This is a genomic window from Streptomyces sp. NPDC055254, assembly GCF_053606025.1.
Genome location: NZ_JBSGQV010000001.1, coordinates 371691 through 396846 on the forward strand (window position 1 = coordinate 371691; position 25156 = coordinate 396846).

Genomic DNA, 25156 nt, shown 5'->3' on the forward strand with positions numbered 1-25156 from the left:
AAACTGTCAGCCAATCTTGCGGTGCTAGCGGCCGCAGTCCTTGCGTCTTCCGTCGTTTCATCTGGATCGGCAAACGCCAAGGCCGTTCCCGATGCGCCGTTTGGCTTGCGGGTCACCGCTACGGCCAACAACACATTTCTTCTGTCGTGGAGCGACCACTCGGACAACGAAACAGGTTTCGAAATCACTGACGGAATCTCTTCACGCAGGACAGGACCGAATGACACCGTGGACAATTGGCATGTCACGCCAGGCACGTACAAGTGCTTCAGGGTGCGGGCGGTCAACAGCGACGGACCGTCAAATTGGTACCCGAGTGCATCCTACGTTTGCGGTACCACGCCTTCCTGAAGAGCCCCGGCACAGACCAGTCCCGGCTGACGACGAGGCCTCTCCGGGCAGGGGTACGGGGCCGGCCGAGCTCGATTCCTGAGCTCGGCCTGACCAACCCAGCAGGACCCGGTCAGCCCTCGCGGCCGTGTTGCGTGGGCCAGTTGAGCTCCGCTTCAATTTTCCTGTTCATGGCTTCCTCCTGGCCGTAGATGCACCCCTCGTAGACGCGGTGGATCACCTCGGGCGAATTGCCAACGCGGCGGGCGACCTCGGCCACGGGGACTCCAGCGTTCAGCCACGTTGTGATGCAGGTATGCCGAAGGTCGTACGGCCGCCCGCCGAGGATGGATGCCTGGAGATCCGGCGGGAGCGCGTACCCCCGGGCGTCCTTCCAGACCCGCCAGTACGTACTGCTCCCGACAAGTCCGAGCCGCTCGTTCGTGAAGAGCCGGCCGTCCTTGGCCGTGCCGAACTCCTTGAGGTGGGCTCGGAGTATCGCCACCAGGGGCGGCGGGATCGGGACTGGCCGGTCGTCCTTGGCCTCCCGGGACTTCAGGCCGCGCTTGTCGTGCCGCTCCCCGCTGTCCGTCCACTGCTTGCCCGATACGGGGTGAGTGTCGTGAAGGGTGAGCGTCCCCCACCCTTTCTCGGGGAGGTAGCAGTCGGACTTTCGCAGCCCTACGGCCTCGCTCGGGCGGAGCGCCGCGAAGTACATCACCGCGTAAAACGCCACCAGACGGCGCCCCTTCTTGCGGTCCCACGTCCCAACGTAGGAGACCGCGGCAAGCAATTGGGCTGCCTGGATCTTGTTCACGAGAACACGGGGGTCGACGCGATCCGATGAAGAGATCTTCACCTTCTTGAGTCCGGCGAGAGGGTTCTCGACCAGGAGCTTGCGCTCGATCGCGTACTCCACGGCGGTGTTTAAGGCACGGCGCCTGCGGCGGGATGTCTCTCCCGCCGCAGGCGTCCCGTCCAGCTTGAACGAAAGCCGGTACTGGACGTCTCGCAGGATCTTCGGATCTTCCAGGGCAGAAACGAGCAGCGACTTCTTCGAAAGCCACTGATAGGCATCTTCGAGTTCGGCCGGCGGCTCCCGATCGGCGTTTGCCGGGACAACGGCCCAGCGAAGAGCGAGACGCAGCTCCTCCACCTCGGGCATCTGCTTGTTCTGCTCCACCATGGCCAGGGTCACCGCAGCGAGACCATCCGCAATGCCCTCGCGCGTCTTGGCAGCAGCCGTGGGCCAGCGCATGGCCAGGTACTCACGGCAGAACGTGAACCAGGAAAGTTCCTCGCGAGCATCCGCGGGTTCTGCGGCCTGCGCGGCGGCGCGGACTTCCGACTCAGGAAGGCCGTCCTTGATGCGGAAGGCCTCGCCGCGCTTCATTGCCAACCACAACTCGGACCGGCGGCTCCCCGCAAGCGCCACGGTGGCGAACGTCTTACTACTGACCTTCCCCCCGACGATCCAACGGAGCTGATACGGGCGGGTCTTGCTCTGCGCCTTGGTCACATTCCACAGACGGACATCGAGGGAAAACCCTTCCGGGTCCAAGCCGTTGTTCTGCTCGGACCCGGAATCGGCGTTGTTCGTCACGCGGATTCCTCCCGCGTCTCCAGCCAACGGACCAGCTCGGAACGGCGGATACGCACGGAGCCATTCGGGAGCTTGATGGCCTTGGGGCCCTTCTTGCACTGCCGCCAGCGATAGAACGTGGCTCGCGGAACACCGATCTCTTCGACCACCTGCGGGATGGTCAGCATTTCGTCGCGGGGCTTGGCCACGGCGAGACTCCTTCGGGAAGGTGTGGATTGGGGAGCAACAACCCCGGGACCGCTGACACAACTGACAGAACCTCGGTGAGAGCACGTTGACCTGCGGGTTCAGGGCTGAGGGCGGCTCTGACAGAACTCGCGGAAACTCCGACAGAACCTCCGGCGGCGGGTTCTGGCACGGCCGACGGGTGGGGTTCTGTCGGAGTTTCCGGAGGTTCTGTCACGGTGACCGTGGGGCCCGTTCATGCAGGTCAGCGGGACAGATCGGGGGTTCTGTCAGTTGTGGCAGTCCGGTGGGGTTGTGTCAGGCGCCGCGAGCGAGGCGCGGGTGCGCGTCGTACTTCGGAGAGGGCGGTCGGCCACCGCGCCCCGAGCGCGGGGGCGGGGGCTGCTGACGGAGCCAGCCGTGCTCCTCCAGCAGGGCCAAGGCCGGGTCAAGGTCGGCCATGGCGGGGAAGTCCCCGCGGGAGAGCTGGCGGAACAGATCCCGTTTGGTGAAACCGCTCACCCGGGCGTCGCCGATGTGGGTGAGGAGCCGACGGGCTGCTTCCTGTGCCGGGTCCGCGCCCATGGCGTCGAAGACGTGCTGAGCGTGGGCGGTGAAGTAGTCCCCGAGCCTGGTGGCGTCGGCCAGCGTGGCGGCCTCGATGGGGCGGGTCCACCCGCTGTCGGGGTAGGTGGCCAAGTGGAGCAGCCCGGCAAGGCGGGCGACGGCTCCATCCCTCTTGCTGGCCCACTTCACAATGGCTGAGAGCGAGCCGCCTTTCCCGATCCGGGATTCGGTGACCTTTTGGTAGGCGAGCATGACCGCGTCGGCCTCGGGGGTGAGGGTGAGTACCGCCGGGTCGGTCCAGCCGTTCAGGGCCATGGCCAGACCGCCGAGCTGGCGGGTGTAGGTGTCGGCCACGTCGTCCGGGATGAGCTCCGGGGTGAGGTTGCGGCGGCCGACCAGCGATTCGGGCTGCGCGTACAGGAACCGGGCCAGCAGTCCGCGGCCATCGGCCCCTTTGATCTGCCCGATGGATTCGAGAACTTCGGGCTGAACGGCGAGGCCCATCGTGACGGCGGGGTGTTCGACGTGCTGGGCCTCGCGACCCTGCCGGTTGACCCTCACCATGTCCCCTGCGTGGCCCTTGAGGAAGATCTCCATGTTGGGTGCTCCGCTGTAGCGGCCCGAGATGATTTCGAAGATTCCGCCCTCCGGGGAGAGGACGGAAATCCGGCCTTCCTGCTCAGTGAGCAGGGTGGCCAGGTTCTCCGGCGTCACGTCGTCCGCGACGAGCTGGGGTTTGCAGGGGACCTTGATTTCCTCGGCGGCCTGGGCGAGGGCGACGGCTTCAGCGGTGAGCTGGTCTCGCAGTCCCGGCTCGGCGTTCGCAGCCTTGGCCGCTGCTTTGTCGGCGGCGGCCTTGGCAAGGCGCGCGGTGGTCTCGGCCTCCGCGCGGGCGGGGCCGGAGAGTTCCACGAGTGCCTTCTCCACGGCCATGAGCGGCTCGGTCATCAGGGAGAACACGGCGCTCTTGCGGTTGCCGGGGTCCAGGGCCACTGCGGTGTAGAGGTTGACCGGCTCGCGCCACCGGCCGCGGACGCAGACGGTGGCCCGTCCGCCGGCAGCCGTGGCGATGACTGCCAGGGCCAGGCATCCGGCGAGGTCGGCGGGGGTCTGGGTTTCCTCGGCGACGGCGGCGACCATGGCGGACAACCACGGCGGGAGTGTGTCCACGGGGAAGGTGGGGAGGTCCCGGCGGCCTGTGAGCGGGACGGGTTCGTCCCAGACCGGTCCGGTCACCTCCTCGGTGGCGAGGGCGTCGAACCCGGCCCAGAGGTCGGCGTCGGTGGGCTGTGCGGTCATGCTGCGGTCCTGCCTTCCTGCGGGCCACTACGAAGGGCTGAAAGGACGGCCTGGCGGCCGACGACCTTCGGCGCGCTACTGCCGTCCCGGGCCTGGTGTCGTCCGGCGGAGCTCGGGTTGTCAGTGGTGGTCATGCGGCGTCTCCGCTCGCGTTGCGGAGTGAGCGACGGATGCCGTCGCGGATGCTCGCTGCGACCCGGGAGGGCGCGAGCCCCTTCGGCGCGGCGGCGGTGAGCGCGTCGGTCACCTCCGTCTCGGTGAGGGTGCCTGCGGCGATGAGGCGGCCGAGGGCGTAGGCCGCGTTGTAGAGCGTCGTGTTCTGGGCGCCGGTGACAGCGGCGGCCACCTTGGCGACCTCGCCGTTCAGGGCGGCCGTCGCGTACTGGTCCGCCTTGCCGATGCGGGCGCGGAGAACGGCCACGGGGATCGGGGCGGGTGCGGGCGGTGGGGTGAGCAGGTCACCGAGCCACGTGGGGAGGGGGACCGCAGGCGCGTCGTGAATGATCTCGTAGACCCCGGTGCCCACGGTGCTGCCGGCCGCGACCACGTACCCGCCCCAGGCTCGCGTGTCGACCTTCCACCCCAACCGACCTGCGCTCCCACGTAGCCGCTTTTCGGCGGGGGCAGTGAAGTACAGGTGCTGTCCGCCACGGCGGGTACGCACCGTGAACGTCTCGGTCGGCAGCCGCTCACCGGCCCGCTCGCAGATCATGGCGAACACGTCCAGGCCATCGGTCGCCCCCGCCCAGTCTTCGGGCGCGGGTCCGTCGTCTTCCTTGGGGATGTCGAGGTCTACGACCAGGAGTCCGGCGGGGCCGGTGGCGATGCCGACGTTGTAGGGGGCCGCCTGCCAGCACGCCGTGATCTGCCCGGAGTCGAGGGTGGCGCGCTGTTCGGGGGTGCGGTGGCCGTCCGTGCAGCGGCTGGTGCGGGGGCAGTTGCGTTCGGGGTGTCCGGCGGGTCGCTTGTCACCCGCGCGGAGCGGGAAGACGGGCCAGCCGCGTTCAGCCGCGGCGAGGGCGGCGTTCAGAAGGTTCGTGTTCATGCCGCTGCCTCCTCGCTGCGGGTCAGGAACGCGGCGCCGATCCACCGCGTGTACGCGGGCGGCAGAGCCTCGCGCAGGGCAAGGTGGTCGTGGGACCAGTCGATGCCCTTGGCCTCTCGGATCTCAGCGACGGTGGCTTTACCGCCCCCCTTGCCGTAGGCCGCGACGTAGGGGCCGTCGAAGTACTTGCCGTGTCGCCAGCCGCGGACCCTGCCCCGGTGCGCGGGGTGCGCCGGCTGCACCGTGGACCAGCCGCCGAGTTCGAAGTAGCGGTGCATCAACACGGCCAGGCCGAACTGTTCACCGCACAGCCGCAGGTCTTTCCGGACCTCCGAGCCGGCCACGTTCTCGATCACGTAAGGCCTGCCCACGATGTCCAGAGCGGCGCGGGTGGGGGCGATGAGCCTGGGGTGCCAGCGGCCGGTGCGGGCGTTGCGGGCGGCGTTCGTGCCCTTGGTCGGCGCCCCTTCGCCCTGGCAGGGCGGGGAGGTGTGGATGAAGTCGAACTCGTGGCCGTGCTCGCGGATGAACTCGATGGCGTCGCCCTGGTGGAAGACGTCGCCGCAGTAGTCGGGCTGCGGGTTGATGTCCACGCCGGTGACGTGCCAGCCGAGGTACTGGTATCCACGGGCCGCGCCACCGATGCACGAGTACGCGTCGAGTACCCGCAGGCGGGATCGCCGGATCGGGGTGGGGTGCGTCATGCTGGGGGTTCTCCTGTTTCTGCGAAGGGACGGAGAAGCCGGGGCGGTCGCGGTCTTGTGGTGAGAGGCGACCGCCCCGGGCACAGCTAGAGGTCGGTGAGCGCGGCGGTGGGGATCTCGTAGACGTCGATGACGTCGTTCACGCCGTGCCAGCGCCCGGTGGTGTGGTGGATGTAGACCACGTGCAGCGGGATGCCGTCCCGGCTGGTGAACGCGTAGACGTTGACCGCGTCAACGTTCTTGGGGCTCTTGCGGGCGCTGCGGATGTGGGACAGGGCCGCGATCACGCTGCTCCGCTCGGGCCGGTAGCTGAGACCGTCGACCTGCGTGTGCATCGTGGGGTGCTGCGTGGTGCTCAGGGCGGGGCTGGAGCTCATGGCGATCTCTCCTCAGTGGTGGCGGATCCAGAGGGCGTATTCCTGGCGGACGTAGCCGCGGGGCTCGCGGATGCTGTCCGGGTGGTCCGGGGTGTAGGGGCCGTTCGCGTAGCCGGACGGGCCGAGGCCGGCGGCGTGGTCGATGTCCATGAGGCGCCGGGCCGCTTCGACGGCGAGGGTGGCGGCGTCGCCGCCCGCGGGGTCGTTGTCGGTGACGGCGATGCGGTCCAGGAGTGCGGCCTTGCGGAGCCAGAACTCGCGGACGGCGATGCCGTGCAGGCAGTCCCGGGCACCTCGGAAGGTCCACCCGATTTCGCTGATGATGCTCGGCGCGGTGGCGTACGCCGATGACGGCGTCGGCCAGTGGCTGGGCTGCTGCTCGGCGGTGACGTAGAGGCGGACGCGCTCCCCGTCGCGGGCGGGGTGCTGGCGGACCGCGCTGGTCGCGAACGTCTCGGACAGGGCCTTGGTGATCTCGGGGGCTTCGGTCGGGGCGCAGATGACGCGGATCTCGAACATTGGTGTCAGTTCTCCTCTTCGGCTTCCGTCTGGTCGGCCATGTCGTCCAGCTGAAGCAGGAGTTCGCCCAGCTGAAGGCGGGTGACTCGTCGGGTGTAGGGCTGGTCAAGGAGGTCCCAGTCCAGTTCGACGCTCACGACCTCGTGGGGGTCGATGTCCATGTGTGTGCTCCTTCGGTCAGTGGTCGTGCTTGGCGGGGAGTTCGGGCAGTCCCGCGTCCGTGATGGCCTGCGGGTTGAAGCCGGGGAGGGTGGCGCGGGTGATGAGGGCGTTGGCGAGCTGCTCGGCGTAGGCCGCGCCGGAGCGGGCTACCTCGATCTGAGCTCCGGCGCGCAGCGCTTCGACCCGTTCCACGTGCGCGTGGTCCTCGCGGCGGCCGAGGGTCTGCCGCTCGTACGCGGTGGTCTCTCGCCTGTCGGTGCGCCAGTAGCGGGCAGCGAGCCCGTAGGCGACGGCGGTGGCCAGCGCCCACAGCAGGAGCGGGAGGGAGAGACCATCGGCGTATCCGGCGACGCCGGCCAGGGCCAGTCCGCCGGATGCGGCGAACGCGGTTCCGGCGATCACGCTGTCACCGGATCGGCCGCCGGAGGCGAAAGCGCCGGCCGTCGCGGCTCCGGTGGCGAGGACGACCATGAGTGCCGCGTTTCCGGCGGAGTGTTCGGCGCCGTTGGCGTTCCAGATCCGGCCGAGGATGAGCACGGTCGTGGTGGCCAGCGCGGGGGCTGCTTTGGGGGCGAGGTCGATGGCCCAGTGCCGGTAGGTGATGGGGTCGTTCATCCCTGGCTCCCCAGGTCCGAGACGGCCTTGATGATCGCGGTGGTGAGTTCGTTGATGGGGCCGGAGGCGCCGGTGGAGGCGAGGAAGAAGCCGAACATCATGGCGACGAACGCGGAGCCGTAGCCGAGGGTCTTGGAGCGCAGGAGGAAGAACAGGACCAGCCCGAACAGGGCGACGAGCGAGAGGGTGATGGCCATGGGTTATCCCTTCGGGGCGAACGTCTTGCGCGGGGTGGGGGTGGCGTCGCGGTAGAGGTGCAGCCAGAGGTTGTAGAGGTGGCGGCCGATGCGGATGCGCTTGCCGTGGCCGTCGCAGCGGCGGCAGTGCTTGCCGCGCTTGAGGCGGCCCTTGCGGTCGGTCTTCATCGCGTAGCCGAAGCCACGGCACTTGCGGCAGGTGCCGAACGGGCTGGACGCACACAGACTGATGTAACCGAGGGTGACGATGAGTAGGCAGGCGCTAGCAAGGAGGGTGAGGGCCATGGGATGCCTTCCGGGCGGGGGTTCCGGTGTTTTCGCAGGTCGGCTGCTAGGTGCCAGATCGCTGATGAGAACCGGTTTGGGCTGCTAGCGGGGGTGCTAGACCTAGCAGCGATGGCCGCTAGGTCTAGCAGCAGTGCGCGTCAGCTTCCGGACCGCTTTCCATCACGCTGGGTGATGGCGGCGGCGAGGTCGGCGCGGGCGATACCGCGTCGGGTGGTGCCCTTGCCAGAGGCGGTGGAGCCCCAGACGTCCTGGGCGGTGATGCCGTGCGGCTTGAGGTTCGTGGTGACCGTCTCGGCCTTCCAGCCGCTGTAGACCTCGGGGCGCAGGGCGGCGAGGCGGGCGGCGACCTTCTCGTTCCAGACCTTCTCCTCATCGGCCGGCACGACCTTGAGGATGTCGGCGAGCAGGTCGAAGGCGGCTTCGCCGCTCTCGGGTTCCTGGCCGATGGCGTGGCCGGTGACGTTGCCGTACTCCTCGCGCATCCGGCGGGCCCGCACGACGACCTGTTCGGCGCCGAGCGCGTCCACGAACGCGGACGCGACGATGCGCGGGTCGTCGCCTTCACCGGCCATCCAGCAGATGCCGCGGTCGGTGCGGGAGAACATCGTGGCCCGGTACCCCGCCTTGTACATCGAGGTGCCCAGCACCATGTCGTTGGCGGGCTGGCCCATGACCTTCAGGCAGAACCGCAGCACCGCGTTCGCGGAGATGCCGGTGGGCAGCGACTTCGCATCCGGGCGCTGAGTTCCGAACAGGGTCACCATGCCGAGGGCCGGACCGCGCTTGCCGAGGTCGGTGCAGATCTCTTCGATCTCTGAGCCGTACTTGTCGTGCTCGAAGGGGACCTGGCACTCATCGAACGCGGCCACGATCGGGTGCAGACCCAGGCTCTTGTCGTTGGCCAGGTCCGGGGTCACCTTCGACTCCGGGCAGCGCGAGCGGGGCAGGGACTTGATGACCTTCGCCCGGCGGCGCAGCTCGGCCCGCAGTTCCCGCAGCGATTCGAGGACATAGAGGATGTCCTCGTCCTCATCCCCGGCCCGGTAGCGGTGGCAGACCGGTTCCAGCGCTCCGAAGTCGCCGGTGCCCTTGAAGTCGAACGCGTACAGCTGGGCTCGCGGGTCGAGAGCGGCGATGAGCAGGAACAGGCGCATCAGGAACGTCTTGCCCATGCGCGGGATGGAGCCGACGACCACAGAGGCGAACATCAGGGTCACGGCGACGTCGCCCATGCGCTGGTCGTTGCCGAAGACGACCGGCTTGAACAGGTCCACGCTGCCCGACTTCAGCAGCGGCCACGCGGGCTTCTTGGTCTCGTTCATGGGCTTGTCGCCCACCCACAGGATCAGTCGGCCTTCGTGTTCGGTCGGGTCGGCGGATGGCCAGACGGAGCCGACCTTGCGGCGCAGGCCGGAGGCGAGCGGCTTGCGGGCCTCCATGATGTCCTCGGGGGTGACACCCCAGGGAAGGTCCAGGTCGGCGCGGTAGCCGGGCCCGTCCCGGGTGATCTCCGAGGTGAACCGCAGCCCGTTCATGTCGCCGCCCTTCTTGATGGCGGCCGACAGCTTCGCGTTGCCGATGTTGTCCAGCGCACGGAGCACGAGCATCCCGGTCAGCTTCTGGAGTTCCGTCTTCAGCACGGCCGGCCCGATCACCGGCTGGTCCTGCGGGGCGCCCCAGAAACCGGCGGTGAGGACTGCTGCCGAGGCCAGGACCGCGAGCCAGCCGGGGGCCATGACGTACATGGTCAGCGCAAAGCCGGTACCGAAGATGAGCGCCACCACCGTGACCAGCGTCCGCAGCCGCACCCGGCTGTCCCGCTGCCGCGACAGCTTCAGGTACTCGGCGGTGTTCTCCTTGTAGACCTCATACGCCCGCAGCGGGGCAGCCTCGGCGTCCCACACCCACCGGTTCGTGTCCCGCGCCAGCCGGGCCATGCCGCGCGGGGCGAGCATGCCGAGCTGGAGCGCGTACCAGGGGGTGCGGATGCCGTGGAAGGCCGTGGCATAGAACGCGTTGCTCGCGGCGCGCTGGGTGGTGGAGACGAACCCCGGCTTCGACTTCAGCCAGGTCGGAATGATCGGCAGCCGCTTGTAGGTGGTGACGCCCGGGGACGGCAGGTCGGGCGAGTCGACCGGGCGCGGCCGGGGCGACTCGTCCTCGTCGTCGTCCGGGTCGGCCGGCGGCGCGGCCGGGGCGGGGGTCGGGTTGGTGGGGCGCTTGGTGGTGATGTCGAAGACCTCGGCGCCGGGACGCTCGGGCTCTTCGTTCTGGCCGGTGGCGTGGACGTCAGACACGGTGGTCTGCTCCCTACGTATCGAGTGGGGTGGAAGGGCCCGGACAGCGAGGTGTTCGGGCCCGTGCAGGTCAGGCAGCGCGCTGGTCTTCGGGGTAGGCGCAGGGCAGGCACATACCGAGCGAGGTCGGGATGACGTAGCCCGCATCCGTGCGGCACTCAGGGCAGGTCCGGCGGGCGGCGTTCGCCTTGACGAGCGCGGCGGCCTTGCCTGGGGTCATCGGCCGGACCGGCTTGGCCAGGTCGACGCGGTACAGGTAGGCAGTCAGAGACTCCCGCCGGTATCGGGGTCGCTCCAGCTGGGCCACGACGTCCTGTCCGCCGGGGCGCAGGCCAGCCGCACGGAGCTGACGGCGCGTGGCAAGCCCGTCCGGAGCCAGCCGCCAGGAGTAGACGGGTATGCCGTGCCCGGCCATCACGCGGCCGGCGCTTCAGCCGCGGCGGCACGCTCGGCCTTGAGCGTGTCGCGCAGCAGACGGCCGTTGGCGGACGACGTACGGACCGCCTTACGGATCGCCTCGGCGGTCAGCTCGCCATCGGACCAGTTGGCCGTGACCGACCTCGCCTCGTCCAGCAGCTCATCCGAATCGCGCGTCGGTCGGGGCGTGCGGGCCGACTTCGGTACCCGACCTGTCGCCCGACGCGGAGCCGACTCCACAGCCGCAACCGACTTCACCGAAGCCGACTGTGGAAGCGCGACCGGCTCGACTACCGGAACCGACTCGGACAGCTTCACCGGCTCGATGACCGGTACCGGGTCGGCCGACTCAGGGGCCACAAGTTCGGCGGTCACGGGCGGGGCCTCGGGGGCCGACTCGTGCAGGTCAGACCCCAACCGATTTACGGTGATCTCTGCCGTTTCATGCTGGTTTGCGGAGGCGGTGAACATGTGGGCCAGGGCGGCGTCCGCACCGCTGGTGAGCCGGTCGCGCTGGACATCCAGGAGTCGCGCACCCAACGACGCGTCCCCCAGCCCGACCTTGCGGGCCAGCTTCCACGACGTCCGGTCGGACGACTTCCGCACCCATGCCTGCGGGTGGTTCGCCGCGCGGGCCCGGTGGTAGGCCAGGGCTCGCACCACAGCGGCAGCCTTCGCTTCCGCCTCGATGTCGCGGCCGTCCTGGTGGACCACGATCCGCCGGGCGAGGAACGCCATGCCCTCGGCCGACACGCACATGCCCATCGGGGTCACGGCGTAGATCACGGTGCGGCCCGGGTCATCGGCGGCCATCGCGGCCATCACCGACGCGGCGGCCGGCAGGGCCCACAAAGCCACCCGGATGATCCCCGGGGAGGACTGGCCCAGCATCGTCAGCCCGAGCAGCACCAGCGCCAGAACGGCGGTCGCGCCCTCACCGGCCGCCACCGCGCCCAGCGCCGTCCCCGAGCCGTAGGCGCGGCTGATGTTGCTGAACGTCCCCACCCCACCGGCGACACCGGTAGCGAGCATGGGCACGAACGCGGCCGTCAACACGATCTTCTGGGCCTTGCTCAGTGCCTTGCGGGTCGCCATCACGCCGCCTCCCCGCTGGTGCCGCGGCGGCCGTCACGGCGGCCGTTGACCGTGCTCATCGCAGGGACGGTCAGCCGGTGCGCGATGCGCCAGCCTCCGCCGCGCTGCTTGGCCCTGTACATCTGCTCATCAGCGCGGCGCAGCAGGGTGGACAGCTCCCCGGTGCCGGTGCGGTAGTAGGCGGCGCCGATCGAGGTGTGCACCTCGATCGGGTGGCCGTCGAACGGCACGGGCTGGTCCAGTCGTCCGGTCAGCATGAACAGGTCCACGCGCAGCTGGTCGATGCCGTAGCCGGGGATGATCGCGGCGAACTCGTCTCCGCCCAGGCGTCCGGCGACGCCGGCGTGTTCCTCGGCCCACCGGCCCAGGCGCTGCCCGGTTGCGCGGATGACCGCGTCTCCGGCCGCGTGGCCGAGGGTGTCGTTGATCTCCTTGAACCGGTTGAGGTCCAAGACGAGAACGGCCCGTTGGCACTTGTGGGACAGGCTCTTGCGGGCCCGCTCCTCGAACGGGTCCCGCGTCCACAGGCCAGTCAGCGGGTCGCGGCGGGCGGTTTCGATCCGGCGCCGCATCCACAGACTGTGGACCGACCAGCCGGACACGAGCGGCAGCGCTGCGGCCAGGGCTGTCACAGTGTGACTCATGCCGCTTCCCCCGTCCGGGCGGAACGGCTGGCGTCACGGGCAGCGCCCCGCAGGAAGGGGACCGTGCGGGTCAGCGCGTCGGCGTAAAGCGCGTCCCACGCGGCGATCTCGTCGCCACCCTCGCCCAGCTCGGCCAGCTCGGCGATGACCTCACGGGCCACCGCCTCACGGGCCGCTCGCTCCTGGGCGGTCTCCGGGGTGAGCGGGCCGCGGAACAGGTCGCGGTCCAGTCCGATGGGCAGTTCGTCGAAGCCGAGCGCCAGCTCCTCGAACTCGGCGGGGTTCACGATCTGGTGGCTACCGATGTACGAACGCATGTGGATCTCTCCTGATGAGCGAAGGGAATCGGAGCGGCCTCGGTCCGTGGTGAGAGGCGACCGCTCCGGGCAAGCTGCAGGCAGAGCCCCAGCAGAGGGGGCCCGTGCTCCGGCCAGGAGTCGAACCTGGCCTACGACCATCGGAGCAACACGGAGGGCGAGGCCCTCCGATCACTCGGCCCATCGACCACACGTGTGCATGTGGCTGGACCGGCACGCTGTTCAGTTCTCAACAGACAGGCGCTTCCTTCGCAGCCGTCCGAAGACGGGCACTTCCGGGCGCTGACGTACGGAAGAAGCTGTACCGACTAAGCGATACACGCTTGAACATGTATCTCACATTGGCCCGCTCGGTCCGGGCTGTCAAGCCCTTCGTGATTTCCGCGCCGCTGTGATGTGCCATCAGAGTGCCGCCAGAGGCGGGGACGAAGTCACCATGTCCCTGGACGACTTGGGACGTCCTCGGTAGCGTTCCGTGGGGGCGACTACGTCCCTGGACGTCCCTGGGGGTGAGGATGGCAAACGCGCGCTTACGGTCCGCCATGCTGTCGAACGGCATCACGGTGGACGCCATGGCAGAGCACGTTGGGGTTGACCCAAAGACCGTCGAACGATGGATTACGCAGGGGCGCGCGCCATACCGCCGACACCGGCTCACCATCGCGGCCCACCTGCGTGAAGACGAGGCCTACCTCTGGCCCGACGGGCTGCCCGACGGGCAGCGCAAGGATGCGGCTGACGCCGAAGTCCTCAAGGTCTACCCGCACCGGTCCTATGTCCCGGCGGACCTCTGGCTACAGCTCTTCGGCAGAGCACAGCGAGAGATCGGCATCCTGGTTCACGCCGGCGTGTTCCTGGCAGAGAACCCGCGCTGGACACAGCTGCTCAAGCTGAAGGCGTCCTCCGGTGTCCGCGCCCGGATACTCCTCGGCGATCCGGAGAGCCCAGAGATCCAGCGCCGCGGTGAAGAGGAAGAGATCGGGGAAGGCGTCGCGTACAAGGTTCGAGAAGTACTGAAGCTCTACCGTCCGCTCTACGGCGTCTCTGGAGTCGAGTTCCGCCTGCACCGGTCCACCCTGCACAACTCGCTGTACCGGTCCGACGATGAGTGGCTGGTGAACACCCAGGTCTACGGGGTCAGCGCCCCGATGGCCCCGGTACTCCACCTGAGGAAGGTGGCCGGGGCCGAACTCGTATCCACCTACCAGCAGAGCTTCGAGAAGGTCTGGGGCGAGGCAGTCTCCATCGAAAGGCAAGCATGAGCCGCACCGACTACTTCAACGATCCCTCAGCCCCGAAGGCCAACAGCATCGTTCCGGCGGTAACCGCCTTCGTGGTCAACGACGCAGACGAGATCCTCATGGAACGCCGCTCAGACAATGGGCGATGGGGCATGCCCGGAGGCGTTCAGGAGATCGGCGAAAACATCTCCGGGACGGTCGCGCGAGAGGTCTTGGAGGAGACGGGGATCTCGGTAGAGGTGATCGGCCTGGTCGGCATCTTCACCGACCCCGGGCACGTGATCGCGTTCTCGGACGGCGAGGTCCGCCAGGAGTTCTCGCTCTGCTTCCGTGCCCGCCCCATTGGCGGTGCCATCAAGGTCAGCTCAGAGTCGTTCGAGGTCCGATGGGTGCCGCGGGCCGAAGTGGATGCACTCGACATGTCGCCTACGACAAGGCTGCGTCTCGAAGAGGGCTTCCGCAGCTCACCAGTCCCCCGAATCAACTGACCCTCTCCTGCACCGCCTCGGCCCGACGCTGAAGCACGCGCTCGACGCGATTCAGTAGCTCGGGCCGAGCGGCAGAGACAGCTCGGAACACAACATGTTCGGGCCCGTAGCGGTCCAGCACCTCCACCAGCCGCCGGGTGGGATCAACCAGCTCCCCAGTAGGGCTGCTAGTCAGGTCGCAAAAGGTGATCGCGTCCACCAATTCAGGTTCTGCGGGCCCGAACTCGCCGAGGGCATCCGACAGCCCCAGCTCTGCTGCCTCCCACGGGGAAGACGTGTGGAAGGCGACGATGCTGCACAGCCGGGGGTCGGCTCCGACGACATCACGAAGGTACCGGGCACCATCGATCATGTGCTGGCCCGTGTCCACAGCATCCCTGGCGTAGCCGACGTCGTGTGCGATGGCGGCCGCGGCCAGCAGCTCGGCATCGACACCCAGTGCTGGCACCAGCGTCAAGGCTTGGGAGTACACCCGCTGCGAGTGAGCCCACCGGTCCGGAAGGCTCTCCGCGAGAAGTGATTCGGCAAGATCGTACGCCCACTTAGCCAGCTTCACGTGCATGCCCTCCGAGGCCATCTCGACTCAAGAGCGCGGGCTGACGAAGCGCCCAACACCCTGCCGTGCTTCGACATACCCAGCCGTTTCCAGTTCACGTACGGCCCGACGCACGGTCCCCCGAGCTACGCCGTAGGTATCCGCTAGCTCCGCTTCGCTCGGAAGCCGAGCGCCGGCAGGGAGCCCCCCTTCCCGCATCCGCTCTTGGAGGTCCGCCATGATCCGCTCATATGGAGCCAGACGCCCCTCCGCCGCCACCTGCCACCCGACCCCGGGGGTAGCAACGATCTCCCCCGCCGCTTCCAGAACGCGCAGGGCTCGCCGCACAGTCGTACGCGCCACGCTGAACTCCAGCCCAATCTCTGCCTCTGATGGCAGCCCGCGAGCGTAAGCCCCCTCAGCGATGCGCGCACGGAGAGCTTCTGAGACCACTAGATACGTTCCGCGCGGGCTGGTTCCAGGCACGCATAGCTCCTTCAGCAGCCGGTTGAGTACAACCCCTCAAGCTTCCCACGGGAAGCAGAACCACAAGCCGCAGGTACTTCAGACCACGGCACGGAACCTCAGCACTCACCAACCCCAACCTCCCGCCGGTCGCAGGGGTAGGGGACACCCGCGCTGGCACCGGGCGAGAGTTCCTAAAACCCATACCTTCGACCACCCATCCTGCCAAAATGATCGCCATCGTTTCGACACTGGAGGACGACTGTGACTACGCCAGAGCTGACCCCCATTTTCAGCCGCGAAAATATATTAACAGGACTTCAAATTCTATTTCAAAATGTCAAAGAAACTCCCGACGGGATCAAGGTAGACGAAAACGAAAGCCGATTTAACAATATCAGCGGGCGCGTGACGAACGAGGAAATAGACGAGATCCTCATCAAACTGCAAGACGCCGTACACGTCGACGAAAACTCGATCCAGTGGACCGATAGCGCCGAATTCCACTTGACCCCGCTCAATCTCCACGGGGATTTCGAGATGCTCCTAGAAGATAAGCCAATCGCAAATGAGGGTGAATCGCCAATCACCTATCTCGTCGGACAGCCTTCCAGTGCGGCTACCGTGTACCTACTATGTTGGATTGCGCAACGCAAGGAGTTCGCAAGAAGTAGACGTTGGGTAATGCTGCGTCAGCGTGCACGCAACCTTCGAGTACGCCTAGCAGACGACGAGAACCCGACGGAAAGGTCCCTCCTTAAACTCACATCCGTAGTCCTGCGAGTGACCACACTGCAGATCACATCAAATAGGACGAGGAATGACTTCGAGTCGCTGGCTCATGGATTCCTGTTCCAGGCCGCATACAACCTCGATACATCTGCACGGATCGGCCTCGACCCACACCTAAGCACACCTCGAATTAAGAAAGTCAGGCGAGCCCAAGAATCCACCTTCGACGCGCCTCGCCAGTCTTACGATACCGATCTCGTCAGCCATTACCTTATGGGAGTGGCTGCGGAAATGCCCCTCCTTGAATACCTGTCCTACTACCACATCGCCGAGCACTATTTCGACAAGGTTTTCAATGCTGACCTAGTGGATCAGGTCAGGGTCAGCATCACAGATCCGAGCTTCTCAGTGCGACGATCGAAAGACATCGAAAAAATCATTAAGACCATTGACCGAGCTCATCGGCAGGTCCGAGAAGACGGGGTGAACGAACAACGTGCTTTGGAGCTCGTACTGGAGAAGTTTGTAGACGTTGATCGTCTAATTTCGGACCTTGATGCCTGGGATAGCGGAATAGTGCAGCACTACAAGACTAACGGAGTCCCCTTCGCCGGTGCGAGCAAGTTGGATCTGCGCCCATCTGACAGAGGAGAAGTAAAGAAGCTGATCGCTAGGCGTATCTACAAAGTAAGAAACGCTTTGGTGCACGCAAAGGAAGGATCACTCCCCAAGTACGCCCCATTCGCTCACGACGCCGAACTCGCACAAGAGATCCCCTTGATGCGATTCACGGCGGAGCAGATCATCATCAAAAATGGGGCGAGCATTTGAGGGATGGCGCTTCATCTCTTAACTCGAGAAGCTACGAGAGACGGTGAGTAGGAATGTCCAACGGACCAGCCTGGCTAGCAGCCGGGGCTGCAACGGCCGGAGCAGGGGCAGCATGGTTTGCCGCCGTCAATGGAGTCCGCACCCTGAGGCAGACTCGCACCGACAGCATCAACCGCAGTCGCCCCATGGTCACCGCCGAGCTTCGTGACGCTTATCCCGCCGAAGCCACCCTCTATCTGGTAATCCGAAACAACGGACCATCTGTAGCCCGGAACGTAAAGGTGACTTTCTCGCCAGAAATCCCCGACCCAACCCCAGAAAAGTCCGCCCGCAGCCTCATCCCCTTCCTTAAGGATCGCTATGCGCAGCTAATCCCAACCCTTACGCCAGGAACTGAGTACAAAAACATCTATTTTGCAGGAACGCCCGGACCCGACGATCAATTCATCAACTCAGAGAACGTCCCAGATCAGGTCACCGTCACGATCGACTATGAGTCATCGGACGGGAAATTCAAGTACAAGGATTCGTACCACCTGGACATTGAATTGATGAAAGGGGAGACGCGCGTGACTTCGTCGAGGTCCCTCGAATCTCGTGCGAAGGAGATCAACAGAGCCCTCCAAGGAATCAAGGGAGCTGCTGACAAGATCGCCCGTCAACTCGCGAAGGAGGATTGAAGGCCCGGGTCTCCACGGTGATGATCCACATGCGCGGCCTCACTCTGGCTACTACGGCCGGTCCCGTCGCGCCTGAAACTGACCCTGTGGGCGCATCGACTGCGGAGACCTCTGGTGGGGCCGGCCGTCTCAGTTCCCGTCTCGTTCGTCCCCGTACGCGGGCGTGCAAGGCCGTCCATGAAGTTCTGGTGATCGTTGGCCACGCACGGGGACGAACGTCCTTGAACGCATCTGCATCAGCCTCTCCCTGACCTGAACAAACCTGCAAAGCGAGTTACGCCGGTTCGATTCTGGTCACGGCTTCTGACTGCCCGGCCACGCGGGCCGGAAGGGCGGCGCCCCCGAGGGATGTCGCCCTTCCGGTCGTCCGTCTTGATCTCCGCCTCAGTGGGTGCCCCTACGGGGCTGGGGAGACTGCCGCCGAACCCTAGCGGCGTAGACAGCACAGGTGAACGAGGAGCCTGAAGGGGGCCAGGGGCGCACGCCCCTCGGAGAGCCGGCGAGCGGGGCAGCGGCTCAGCCGCCGACCGGCTGGGCGAAATGCTCCCAAGCAACGATCTTGGGCTTGGCTACGTAGCCGTTCACGTCTTCCACCGAGAGGATCAACGCCAGGGGCTTGGACATATCGAACCGCCGGGCGAGCTTTCTGGCGTACTCAGGAGAGAAGACGGCAGGTGCGGCCAGAGTGGCAAGGTAGCCACATCCCGCCATCATGATCAGCCTGCTAGACGGCTCGAAGGGGTTCCAGGCAAAGATCACCAAGGCGGAATCCGCCTTTGTTCCCGCCTCAGGATCCCTGGCCCCGCCGAAGGATTCGCCTCCATCTCGGGCCACGATCCGGTAATGCTCACCCACTATCCGGAATTCATACGGAAGGTCCAACCTGTTCACGTAAGTCTTCCATGTCTGGTTCATCGCAGGCCCACCGATGACAACTACGTTGTCCTCTGCGTGGGCAGCCATGCTGAAGGTGGATGACCTGACTGTCTCGATCGAATGGATCTTGAGTTCGCGTGCAAGGCTGAGGCGCACATTCATCGCCGCAAGAGCATCCGCCTCCCACAGCACTTTGTCGTCGCGGGAGTCACCGACCACAGCGGTCACAGGCGCTTGACGGTTGACCCGCCACAGGCGAGCTACAGGACGACTGCTCCGGTAGTAAGCGAGGAGATTGCGCGTCATCCATCCGACCAGAAAGGCTATGAACGAGGCGACTAGGTTGATCGCAACATCGAGTGACACGACTCGCTCTTCCCCCCGCTACTGCCTGTACCCAAAGCAAACGGCAATCCGGCTCGGCGCCTGTCGTCAAGCATGACGGACAGGCTCCGAGCTGAGAAGACCGCAAACGACAGCAGGTCAGCCGCAGGTGTGCCCACTCAATGGCCGGACGGCCATGGGCCCGTTGCCGACCGGCTGGGATGTACGGGCGCTCGAACGGTGCCACCGTCCGGACCGCCGCCACCCGGATTCCACATCAGTCCATCGACCTGTCGTGCGACGTCTCTGCGTACGGGATCGACCATAGCTGTGCAGGCCGTTGCGGCACGCCCCGGTCACGTGCGGGATGGAACGTCCTTCAGCGCAGCCAACTCCTGTTCCGCCCGGTCGTGGACAAACCTGCAGAGCGAGTTGCGCCGGTTCGCTTTCGACCACAGCTTCGCAGCGGGCGGCCCAGGGCAGGCGCGCCCCCGGCGCGTTCCCGGTCCGGCCCAGCCCGCCGTCGGACGGCCTTCTGAGCCGGCCTGTCCGGTCGCCAGGCACGCCAGAGATGTAGGCGGGATCCGAGCGACCGGCACACGCTGGCCGACTGAAGACATGCGCCAGACGACAGGCCATGCAGGGTATGCGATAGAAGTCAGCTTCCGACAAAGCTGCCCCACACCAACGCCCCAGCTCAGCGCAGGTTTCCCGCCCTGATTGGGCGTGCCCTCCGGAGCCGTGTGCGCAGGTTCGAATCCTGCCGGGGGCACTCCAGCTGGCAGTGTGCAAGTGTCGCTGACCAGCTGAAGTGCCAAACATGAAGGCCCGAACTCAGTCCCACTGAGTCCGGGCCTTTGTCGTTGTCACGCACGGGTCCCGTGTGAGCGGCGTGTGAGGCCACTCGGCAGGTAGGTGGGGGTCTAGCCGCCTCGACGATCGAGGATCTGAACGCTTATTCGGCGGCGCTCAGACGATCTGGTTGGGACGATGGCGCCCATGGCGGAGAAGCGAGCACACAAGTACGCGTGGCCCGGCCTCCTGTGCAGACCCCAGCCCGACCTCCGGATCGTCTACCTGGACTTGAACCACTGGATCAGTCTGGCCAAGGCCGCAACAGGACATCCCAGTGGGGATCAGCACGGGGACGCCCTCTCTGTCGTACGAGAGGCTGCCACTTCGGGCGCTGCGGTCTTCCCCCTTTCGGCGACGCATTACATGGAGATGTCCGCCATCCGCGATCCACGCCAACGCGCAGACATCGCTGCGGTGATGGAGGAGCTGTCGGGGTTCACCACCATCATCGATCGCGTGATCATCATGCGCTACGAAATCGAGGCCGCCCTGGACTCCGTCGTCCGGCATGCGCCGCCGCGCTTCGAAGCGCTGCCGCTGCTCAATCACGGTGTCGGCCCGGCCTTCGGGCGGCGCGGCGGTCTACGAATTCGCTCTTCAGATGGCGAGGATGTCACCGAAGCCACCCGCGCACAGTGGCCAGGAGGTACCAGCGCGTTCGACGAGATGTTCGCCGAGGCAGACAGGCGACTTGAGCGCGAAGTCTTGCAGGGCCCCTCTGATGCCGAGGCGGATGCACTGGCCGCAACCGGGTGGGACTCATCGGCGGCAAAGGCCGGCGCTCAGAAGCGTGTCGAACAAGAGCGTCAGCTCAGCGCCCATCTCGACGCAGAGCCCCGATGGCGAATCGGACGCCTAAGAGACGTGGTGTCGGGTCGCTACATGGCCATCGAAGTGTTGGATCTCCTGAACGAAGCACTGGCCGCCCGTGGCGTCACGATGGCGGACATCCTCCCGAACAGAGAAGCCGCCCGGCAATTCGTGGACGTCATGCCTAGCGCCGACGTCCATGTCACCCTGGCCACCGCAGCTCACCGCAATCGCGATAAAAAGTGGGATCCCAACGACATCTTTGACATTGATGCCCTTAGCACTGCGGTCCCGTACTGCGACTTGGTCGTCACCGAACGTCACGCGTGCCACGTTCTGCGAACAGCGCACATGCCGACCAAAATCGGCACCGAGATTGTCCCGACACTTTCAGCTCTCGTTTCCTGGTTGACCACGGGCTGAAGGCGCCGTCTTTCACCGTGCGGCGGGCTACTCATCCCCGTTGTCGGACCACCCCATCGCCTTCGCGATCTTCGCGTTGTTCAGCTCCTCATGGCCATCGATGCATCCCTCGTACCGCCGGTGAATGACCTCCGGGGAGTTGCCGGCGCGGCGGGCCACCTCGGCGACGGGCACGCCCGCGTTCAGCCAGTTGGTGATGCAGGTGTGCCGCAGGTCGTACGGCCTGCGCGCGAGCGGTGCCGCTGCCTCGTCCGGAGGGAGCGCCAAAGGTCCCGCCTCCTGCCAGACCCTCCAGTAGCTGGAGGTGCCGAGCACGCCCCCACACTCGTTGGCGAAGAGCCTGCCGTCGCCGGCCGTGCCGAACTCCTCGACGTGGTCGCGGAGCATCGCCACCAGGAGGGGTGGAATGGGCACCGGCCGGTCGGCCTTGGCCTCTCGCGACTTGAGCCCCCGCTTGTCGTGGCGCTTCCCCGAGTCCGTCCACTTCTTGCCGGAGACAGGCAGCGTCTCCTGCAGCGCGAGCGCCCCAGCCGGTCTCGGGCAGGAAGCAGTCCTGCTCCCGCAGCCCGACCGCTTCCGCCGGCCGCATCGCCGCGTAGAGCTGGCAGCCGAAGAAGGGACCAGCCTCCGGCCGCGGTTCCGGTGGACGGAGCCGACATAGGAGACGGCGACGGGGAGCTCCCGCCCCTGCACGGCGTTGACCAGGACGCGGGGGTCCGCCTGGTCTCCGCCCTCGGGCCCCATGACAGACCCTGCTCGAAGGAGGACGGCACCTTCGAACTCGACTACGTCTACACGGAGGAGGGCCTCCTGGAGGTTCGGGCGACACTCGTCAGGACCGGTAAGACCGTAATGGACGAGACCGTATCCGGCTTCGGTGTCGCGGGTACTTCCCCCGAGGTTCAAAGGGAACTTGAGGCGTTGCTGTCACTCGATGGCGGTGCCGCTGCCGGTCGGCGGCGGCCCGCGCCGGCGGCCGTAGCCGCCCCCACGACTTCACCCCTGAGGGGTCTCCGCCCGGAAGCACTTGAATCTCTCCGTCCGCTCGTCGTCGACGGCTCGAATCTCGCATGGATATCGAGCCCCCGGCGGCAGGGAGGAGGCCGGCCAAGCTTCGCGACGCTCTTGGAGGGAATCGCGGCGTTGAAGCGGCGATTCCCCGGTTGGGATGTTTACGTGGTCGTCGACGCGACGCTGCGTCATGATGTCCTGACGGACGAACGGGAAGCCGTACAGGCCGCCATCGATGCCAGAACCGTGGTGCATCCTCCGGCAGGAACGCAAGGACGCGGTGACGCGCTGGTGATCGAGCCGGCCAACGAGGCCGACGGGATCGTCGTCACCAATGACAACTTCGCCCCGTTCCAGGCGGCCAATCCGTGGCTACGTACCGAGAGCCGCGTACTCGGCGCCACGATGTGCGGCGGCATCTGGGTCTTCAACCCGCGGGTGCCTCCCGCTTCGGGAGGGGTACGGCGCCTCCGATGACTCCACCAAGTCGCAATCAGTCCATCCACCGCCCGCTGGAGGAAGACGATGACCACCCCGCCCGACGAGCCCGCGCCCGATGAGGCCACCGTCTCCGATACCGCCAACGGCGGCTGGGCCCCTATAGCGCCGGTCAACCCCGACGACCGCGCCGCGCGCCGCAGGACTTGGCTCACCCACGGTGCGACCGCTGCCGTCGCACTTTTCGTAGGAGGAGTCTTCGCGTCGGGCATCGCCACGGGAGCCGACGCCGACGAGCGAACCGACGGGAAGGAAGAAAGCACCGCAGCAGCGCAGCCGACGGTGACCGTGACCGTGACGGCCACGAAAACCGTCACGGCCACGCCGACGGCGCAGCCCGCACCGACCGTGGTGGTCACGGAAACGACCACCGCCGCCCCCGAGCCCTCCGAGGAAGAGGGGCCCGCTTCTCGCTTCGCCGGCAGTGGCGAATACCTCGTCGGCGAGGACATCAAGCCCGGTACGTACAAGACGGATGGCCCGGCCGGGTCCTTCAGCTGCTACTGGGAGCGGGCAAAGGACTCGAGTGGAGAGTTCGACTCCATCATCACCAACAACAATCTCGACGGCCCGGGCCGGGTGACCCTGCGGAAGGGCGAGATATTCAAGACCTCGCGCTGTCAAGAATGGCAGTCGGTCGGCTGATCCTCCCGCGCCCCGTCCTGGTAGCCGCCCCGGGTGCCGGTGCGCGTACGCCGGTGGGGGCAGCTGCCGGGTGGCCGGGGGTCGGTCAGCGCCGCTCTCGTTCCCCGTCTGCGCGCTTGGCGGGCTTCGTCGGGTGCGGGGAGCGAGCCATACCGCTTGTGCGGAAGGTCCGCCAGGCTCGCCGGGCCCGTTCGGCGGCGGCGCGGTCGGGGTGTCGAGAGAGGTGCTGCGCCAGGAAGGCGGATGTGTACGGGTCCCCGCCGGCGACTGCGGTGAGCAGGGCCGGCCCGCCGCCGGGCCAGTCTGCCGCGGCCTCGTCGAAGGCGGCGTGCAGATCGGCGAACAGCTCCGGCTCCTCCTCTTCCGGATCCGCGGCATGCGGTGGTCGAGGGGTGCCGCGAGCCGAATGGCTTCGAGCTCGTTCACGTAGCCAGGCAACTCGTCCGCTGCTGCGCTCACGTACAGCGGAAGGAGGGTGTGCGGCAGTTCCTTGGCCAGCTCCTCGGTGGGTTCGGGCAGGCCGGTCCGGCGGCGGGCCTGGCTCAGCGCGAGCAGGTCGAGGACGGCGTCGGCCGCCCGCGCGTCCATCGAGGCGCCGCGCTCTTCGGCCCGGGCGAAAAACGAGTCCAGATCGAGGAGAAGCGTGTGGCGGCGTTCATCCCGGCAGCGTGGCGGCGCGCACGGGCCCGCCCCGCTCCCGGCGGCGGAAGGCGCCGAAGCCGAACACGGCCCATCACCCACGGAGAGCTCCAAGCCCTGCGTGACCAGCTCCACCAGGCCCGGCATCAGCAGAGTCTCAGCGGGGCGGATGCGGTGTGCTCCCCCATCGTCCTCGGCGGCACCCTCACCCTCGACAGCGAGGGGGCGACCAAGACTGGCCTGCACGACCGCGCCGTCACTGCCTGGTCGGCGCTCGCCCGGGTCGATGACCTACGGGTCATCACATCCGTGGCCACTTCGTGGAAGTGATGCACCGCAGAAATCAACCGCCCGGCCCGGAGGGGGCCCGCGGTGCGGCTGCTGGATGGCCTCGACGGAATGCGTCCCCACGTCCGAAGCCACGACAGACGCCGGTGCGCGGTCATTGCCGTAGCCCAGTGTCAGGGCCTGATGTCAGGGCCTGATGGCACGCTGGGGCGGACGGTCACGTAGCGAGGAAGAGGGACATGACCACGATTCCCAGCGGGCGGCGGATGGAGCAGGCGGCCGTGAACGCCTTACGCACCCTCCTACAGCGTCACGATCACGTGGTGGAGGAGATTTCTGGGCAGAACGACTACGGCGAGGATCTGTTCGTCACGTTCGCTGACGCCGGCCGCGTGACCAATGACGTCATCAAGGTGCAGGTCAAGGGCGGCACCTCGTGGAGGCGGTCATACGGCTACGGGGTACCCGTGCGGCAGCACGCCGAGACGTGGGCACATGGAAACGTGCCCGTGTTCTGTGTGGTCTTCGATCCGGACACGGAAAAGCTGTACTGGGCCAACGCCACCGAACAACTTCGTCGCGGGGAGCACGAGCGCCGTCGGCCGCGGACCATCAGGCTGGCGGACGCCGCAATGCTGGACGACACCACCTTGGCGACCTTCGTCGACAAGGCCCGTGCGTACGTCGGCGGGTACCGAGGTCGAAACGCCGTGTCAGCTCACCTCGGCGAGATGGCAGGGGTTGCCTTCGGCCGCTCGGACCATGTCCTGCACTGGGTCAACGAGTTTGAAGACCAGTTGATTTTCTGGCAGCGCCCAGGTGAGTTCTACGCCACTCTCCTCCACAGCGACCTCGACTGGGATCCCATCCCGATAACCCCCGCCGGCCTCGTCATCCCGGGCGGATCGTCGTTGGGGTCGTTCGGCCGGGACTTCCCCGAGGATCTTCGGCAAAGCGCACCCTTCCCGTGCATCAGCGGGATCATCCTCAACATGCCCGAGGCCCTGTGGCTCGCCTCCTGTTTCTCGGCGACAGAGTGGGCTCGGCGAGGCGCTGAAGTGGGATAGGTGCCAATGCGCGGCCGCAGCCCACCAGCGAGGTGTCGAGGGACAACAGAGCCCTACACGGCGAGCCCGGGTGTGACGACGCGCACCCTGAGTCCCTGGGTCCCTGG

Annotated in this window: 27 protein-coding genes and 2 pseudogenes; 9 read left to right on the forward strand and 20 right to left on the reverse strand. The window is 66.8% G+C overall.

Annotated elements, in window-relative coordinates:
- Positions 1–463: 463 nt before the first annotated feature.
- The 16 genes and pseudogenes from ACWFQ8_RS01590 to ACWFQ8_RS01665 all read right to left on the reverse strand — a co-directional run bounded on the left by ACWFQ8_RS01590 (position 464) and on the right by ACWFQ8_RS01665 (position 12641).
- Positions 464–1933 carry a tyrosine-type recombinase/integrase gene (locus ACWFQ8_RS01590; protein ID WP_453784166.1) on the reverse strand — a complete coding sequence of 490 codons (1470 nt, stop codon included), beginning with the start codon at positions 1931–1933 and terminating at the stop codon, positions 464–466.
- A pseudogene (locus tag ACWFQ8_RS01595) lies at positions 1930–2127 on the reverse strand (helix-turn-helix transcriptional regulator); the annotation flags it as partial. The pseudogene ACWFQ8_RS01595 and the gene ACWFQ8_RS01590, both read right to left, overlap by 4 nt.
- A gap of 289 nt (positions 2128–2416) precedes the next feature.
- Complete coding sequence (locus ACWFQ8_RS01600; RefSeq protein ID WP_453784167.1) at positions 2417–3964, reverse strand: YfjI family protein; 1548 nt, start codon at positions 3962–3964, stop codon at positions 2417–2419.
- Between the two features lie 130 nt (positions 3965–4094).
- A complete protein-coding gene (locus ACWFQ8_RS01605; RefSeq protein WP_453784168.1) occupies positions 4095–5009 on the reverse strand; it encodes a bifunctional DNA primase/polymerase in 915 nt (304 codons plus the stop codon).
- The gene (locus tag ACWFQ8_RS01610) at positions 5006–5713 is read right to left on the reverse strand and encodes a class I SAM-dependent methyltransferase (protein WP_453784169.1); all 708 of its coding nucleotides are present in this window, start codon (positions 5711–5713) and stop codon (positions 5006–5008) included. Before ACWFQ8_RS01610 ends, ACWFQ8_RS01605 begins: the two co-directional genes overlap by 4 nt.
- 86 nt (positions 5714–5799) lie before the next feature.
- A complete protein-coding gene (locus tag ACWFQ8_RS01615) occupies positions 5800–6090 on the reverse strand; it encodes a hypothetical protein (RefSeq protein ID WP_453784170.1) in 291 nt (96 codons plus the stop codon).
- A 12-nt stretch (positions 6091–6102) separates the two neighbouring features.
- Positions 6103–6609 carry a hypothetical protein gene (locus ACWFQ8_RS01620; protein WP_453784171.1) on the reverse strand — a complete coding sequence of 169 codons (507 nt, stop codon included), beginning with the start codon at positions 6607–6609 and terminating at the stop codon, positions 6103–6105.
- Positions 6610–6614: 5 nt separating this feature from the next.
- Positions 6615–6770: a hypothetical protein gene (locus tag ACWFQ8_RS01625; RefSeq protein ID WP_356867155.1), complete on the reverse strand. Its 156-nt coding sequence runs from the start codon at positions 6768–6770 to the stop codon at positions 6615–6617.
- 16 nt (positions 6771–6786) lie between these two features.
- Positions 6787–7386: a hypothetical protein gene (locus ACWFQ8_RS01630; RefSeq protein WP_453784172.1), complete on the reverse strand. Its 600-nt coding sequence runs from the start codon at positions 7384–7386 to the stop codon at positions 6787–6789.
- Positions 7383–7583 carry a hypothetical protein gene (locus ACWFQ8_RS01635; RefSeq protein ID WP_453784173.1) on the reverse strand — a complete coding sequence of 67 codons (201 nt, stop codon included), beginning with the start codon at positions 7581–7583 and terminating at the stop codon, positions 7383–7385. The genes ACWFQ8_RS01630 and ACWFQ8_RS01635 overlap by 4 nt, the downstream gene beginning before the upstream one ends.
- A gap of 3 nt (positions 7584–7586) precedes the next feature.
- Entirely contained in the window at positions 7587–7868 is a 282-nt protein-coding gene (locus ACWFQ8_RS01640) for a hypothetical protein (RefSeq protein ID WP_453784174.1), read from the reverse strand.
- A gap of 140 nt (positions 7869–8008) precedes the next feature.
- Entirely contained in the window at positions 8009–10168 is a 2160-nt protein-coding gene (locus tag ACWFQ8_RS01645; RefSeq protein ID WP_453784175.1) for a cell division protein FtsK, read from the reverse strand.
- A 70-nt stretch (positions 10169–10238) separates the two neighbouring features.
- Positions 10239–10583, reverse strand: a complete 345-nt coding sequence (locus ACWFQ8_RS01650) for an RRQRL motif-containing zinc-binding protein (protein WP_453784290.1) — start codon at positions 10581–10583, stop codon at positions 10239–10241.
- Complete coding sequence (locus ACWFQ8_RS01655) at positions 10583–11680, reverse strand: conjugal transfer protein (RefSeq protein ID WP_453784176.1); 1098 nt, start codon at positions 11678–11680, stop codon at positions 10583–10585. The genes ACWFQ8_RS01650 and ACWFQ8_RS01655 overlap by 1 nt, the downstream gene beginning before the upstream one ends.
- Positions 11680–12324 (reverse strand): GGDEF domain-containing protein, encoded by a 645-nt coding sequence (locus ACWFQ8_RS01660; RefSeq protein ID WP_453784177.1) that lies wholly within the window; start codon positions 12322–12324, stop codon positions 11680–11682. The genes ACWFQ8_RS01655 and ACWFQ8_RS01660 overlap by 1 nt, the downstream gene beginning before the upstream one ends.
- Positions 12321–12641, reverse strand: coding sequence for a hypothetical protein (locus tag ACWFQ8_RS01665; RefSeq protein ID WP_453784178.1), 321 nt, complete (start codon positions 12639–12641; stop codon positions 12321–12323). The genes ACWFQ8_RS01660 and ACWFQ8_RS01665 overlap by 4 nt, the downstream gene beginning before the upstream one ends.
- A 572-nt stretch (positions 12642–13213) precedes the next feature.
- Between ACWFQ8_RS01665 and ACWFQ8_RS01670 the strand changes: the two genes are divergently transcribed.
- Both ACWFQ8_RS01670 and ACWFQ8_RS01675 read left to right on the forward strand, forming a co-directional pair.
- A complete protein-coding gene (locus tag ACWFQ8_RS01670) occupies positions 13214–13903 on the forward strand; it encodes an XRE family transcriptional regulator (protein ID WP_453784179.1) in 690 nt (229 codons plus the stop codon).
- Positions 13900–14370 carry an NUDIX domain-containing protein gene (locus tag ACWFQ8_RS01675; RefSeq protein WP_453784180.1) on the forward strand — a complete coding sequence of 157 codons (471 nt, stop codon included), beginning with the start codon at positions 13900–13902 and terminating at the stop codon, positions 14368–14370. Before ACWFQ8_RS01670 ends, ACWFQ8_RS01675 begins: the two co-directional genes overlap by 4 nt.
- Here ACWFQ8_RS01675 and ACWFQ8_RS01680 read toward each other — a convergent pair.
- Positions 14363–14932, reverse strand: coding sequence for an HD domain-containing protein (locus ACWFQ8_RS01680; RefSeq protein WP_453784181.1), 570 nt, complete (start codon positions 14930–14932; stop codon positions 14363–14365). The genes ACWFQ8_RS01675 and ACWFQ8_RS01680 overlap by 8 nt on opposite strands.
- Positions 14933–14953: 21 nt before the next feature.
- Positions 14954–15391 carry a GntR family transcriptional regulator gene (locus ACWFQ8_RS01685; protein WP_453784182.1) on the reverse strand — a complete coding sequence of 146 codons (438 nt, stop codon included), beginning with the start codon at positions 15389–15391 and terminating at the stop codon, positions 14954–14956.
- A gap of 243 nt (positions 15392–15634) precedes the next feature.
- Here ACWFQ8_RS01685 and ACWFQ8_RS01690 point away from each other — a divergent pair, with 243 nt between their 5' ends.
- Together ACWFQ8_RS01690 and ACWFQ8_RS01695 are read left to right on the forward strand one after the other, a co-directional pair.
- Positions 15635–16933, forward strand: coding sequence for a hypothetical protein (locus tag ACWFQ8_RS01690; protein WP_453784183.1), 1299 nt, complete (start codon positions 15635–15637; stop codon positions 16931–16933).
- Positions 16934–16986: 53 nt separating this feature from the next.
- The gene (locus ACWFQ8_RS01695) at positions 16987–17613 is read left to right on the forward strand and encodes a hypothetical protein (RefSeq protein ID WP_453784184.1); all 627 of its coding nucleotides are present in this window, start codon (positions 16987–16989) and stop codon (positions 17611–17613) included.
- Positions 17614–18129: 516 nt separating this feature from the next.
- Here ACWFQ8_RS01695 and ACWFQ8_RS01700 read toward each other — a convergent pair.
- Positions 18130–18855 (reverse strand): hypothetical protein, encoded by a 726-nt coding sequence (locus ACWFQ8_RS01700; RefSeq protein ID WP_453784185.1) that lies wholly within the window; start codon positions 18853–18855, stop codon positions 18130–18132.
- Positions 18856–19812: 957 nt separating this feature from the next.
- On the opposite strand from ACWFQ8_RS01700, the gene ACWFQ8_RS01705 reads away from it, so the two are divergent.
- Entirely contained in the window at positions 19813–20901 is a 1089-nt protein-coding gene (locus ACWFQ8_RS01705; RefSeq protein ID WP_453784186.1) for a hypothetical protein, read from the forward strand.
- A gap of 27 nt (positions 20902–20928) precedes the next feature.
- Here the strand turns inward: ACWFQ8_RS01705 and ACWFQ8_RS01710 are convergent, their stop codons facing one another.
- A complete protein-coding gene (locus ACWFQ8_RS01710) occupies positions 20929–21315 on the reverse strand; it encodes a hypothetical protein (protein ID WP_453784187.1) in 387 nt (128 codons plus the stop codon).
- Positions 21316–21543: 228 nt separating this feature from the next.
- Between ACWFQ8_RS01710 and ACWFQ8_RS01715 the strand changes: the two genes are divergently transcribed.
- From ACWFQ8_RS01715 to ACWFQ8_RS01730, 4 genes and pseudogenes are all read left to right on the forward strand, one after another.
- Positions 21544–22389, forward strand: coding sequence for an NYN domain-containing protein (locus tag ACWFQ8_RS01715; protein ID WP_453784188.1), 846 nt, complete (start codon positions 21544–21546; stop codon positions 22387–22389).
- 48 nt (positions 22390–22437) lie between these two features.
- Positions 22438–23055: a hypothetical protein gene (locus tag ACWFQ8_RS01720; protein WP_453784189.1), complete on the forward strand. Its 618-nt coding sequence runs from the start codon at positions 22438–22440 to the stop codon at positions 23053–23055.
- An 813-nt stretch (positions 23056–23868) separates the two neighbouring features.
- Positions 23869–24055 (forward strand): annotated as a pseudogene (locus ACWFQ8_RS01725) (DNA-binding protein); the annotation flags it as partial.
- A gap of 166 nt (positions 24056–24221) precedes the next feature.
- The gene (locus ACWFQ8_RS01730) at positions 24222–25049 is read left to right on the forward strand and encodes a DUF4365 domain-containing protein (RefSeq protein ID WP_453784190.1); all 828 of its coding nucleotides are present in this window, start codon (positions 24222–24224) and stop codon (positions 25047–25049) included.
- Positions 25050–25156: the final 107 nt, after the last annotated feature.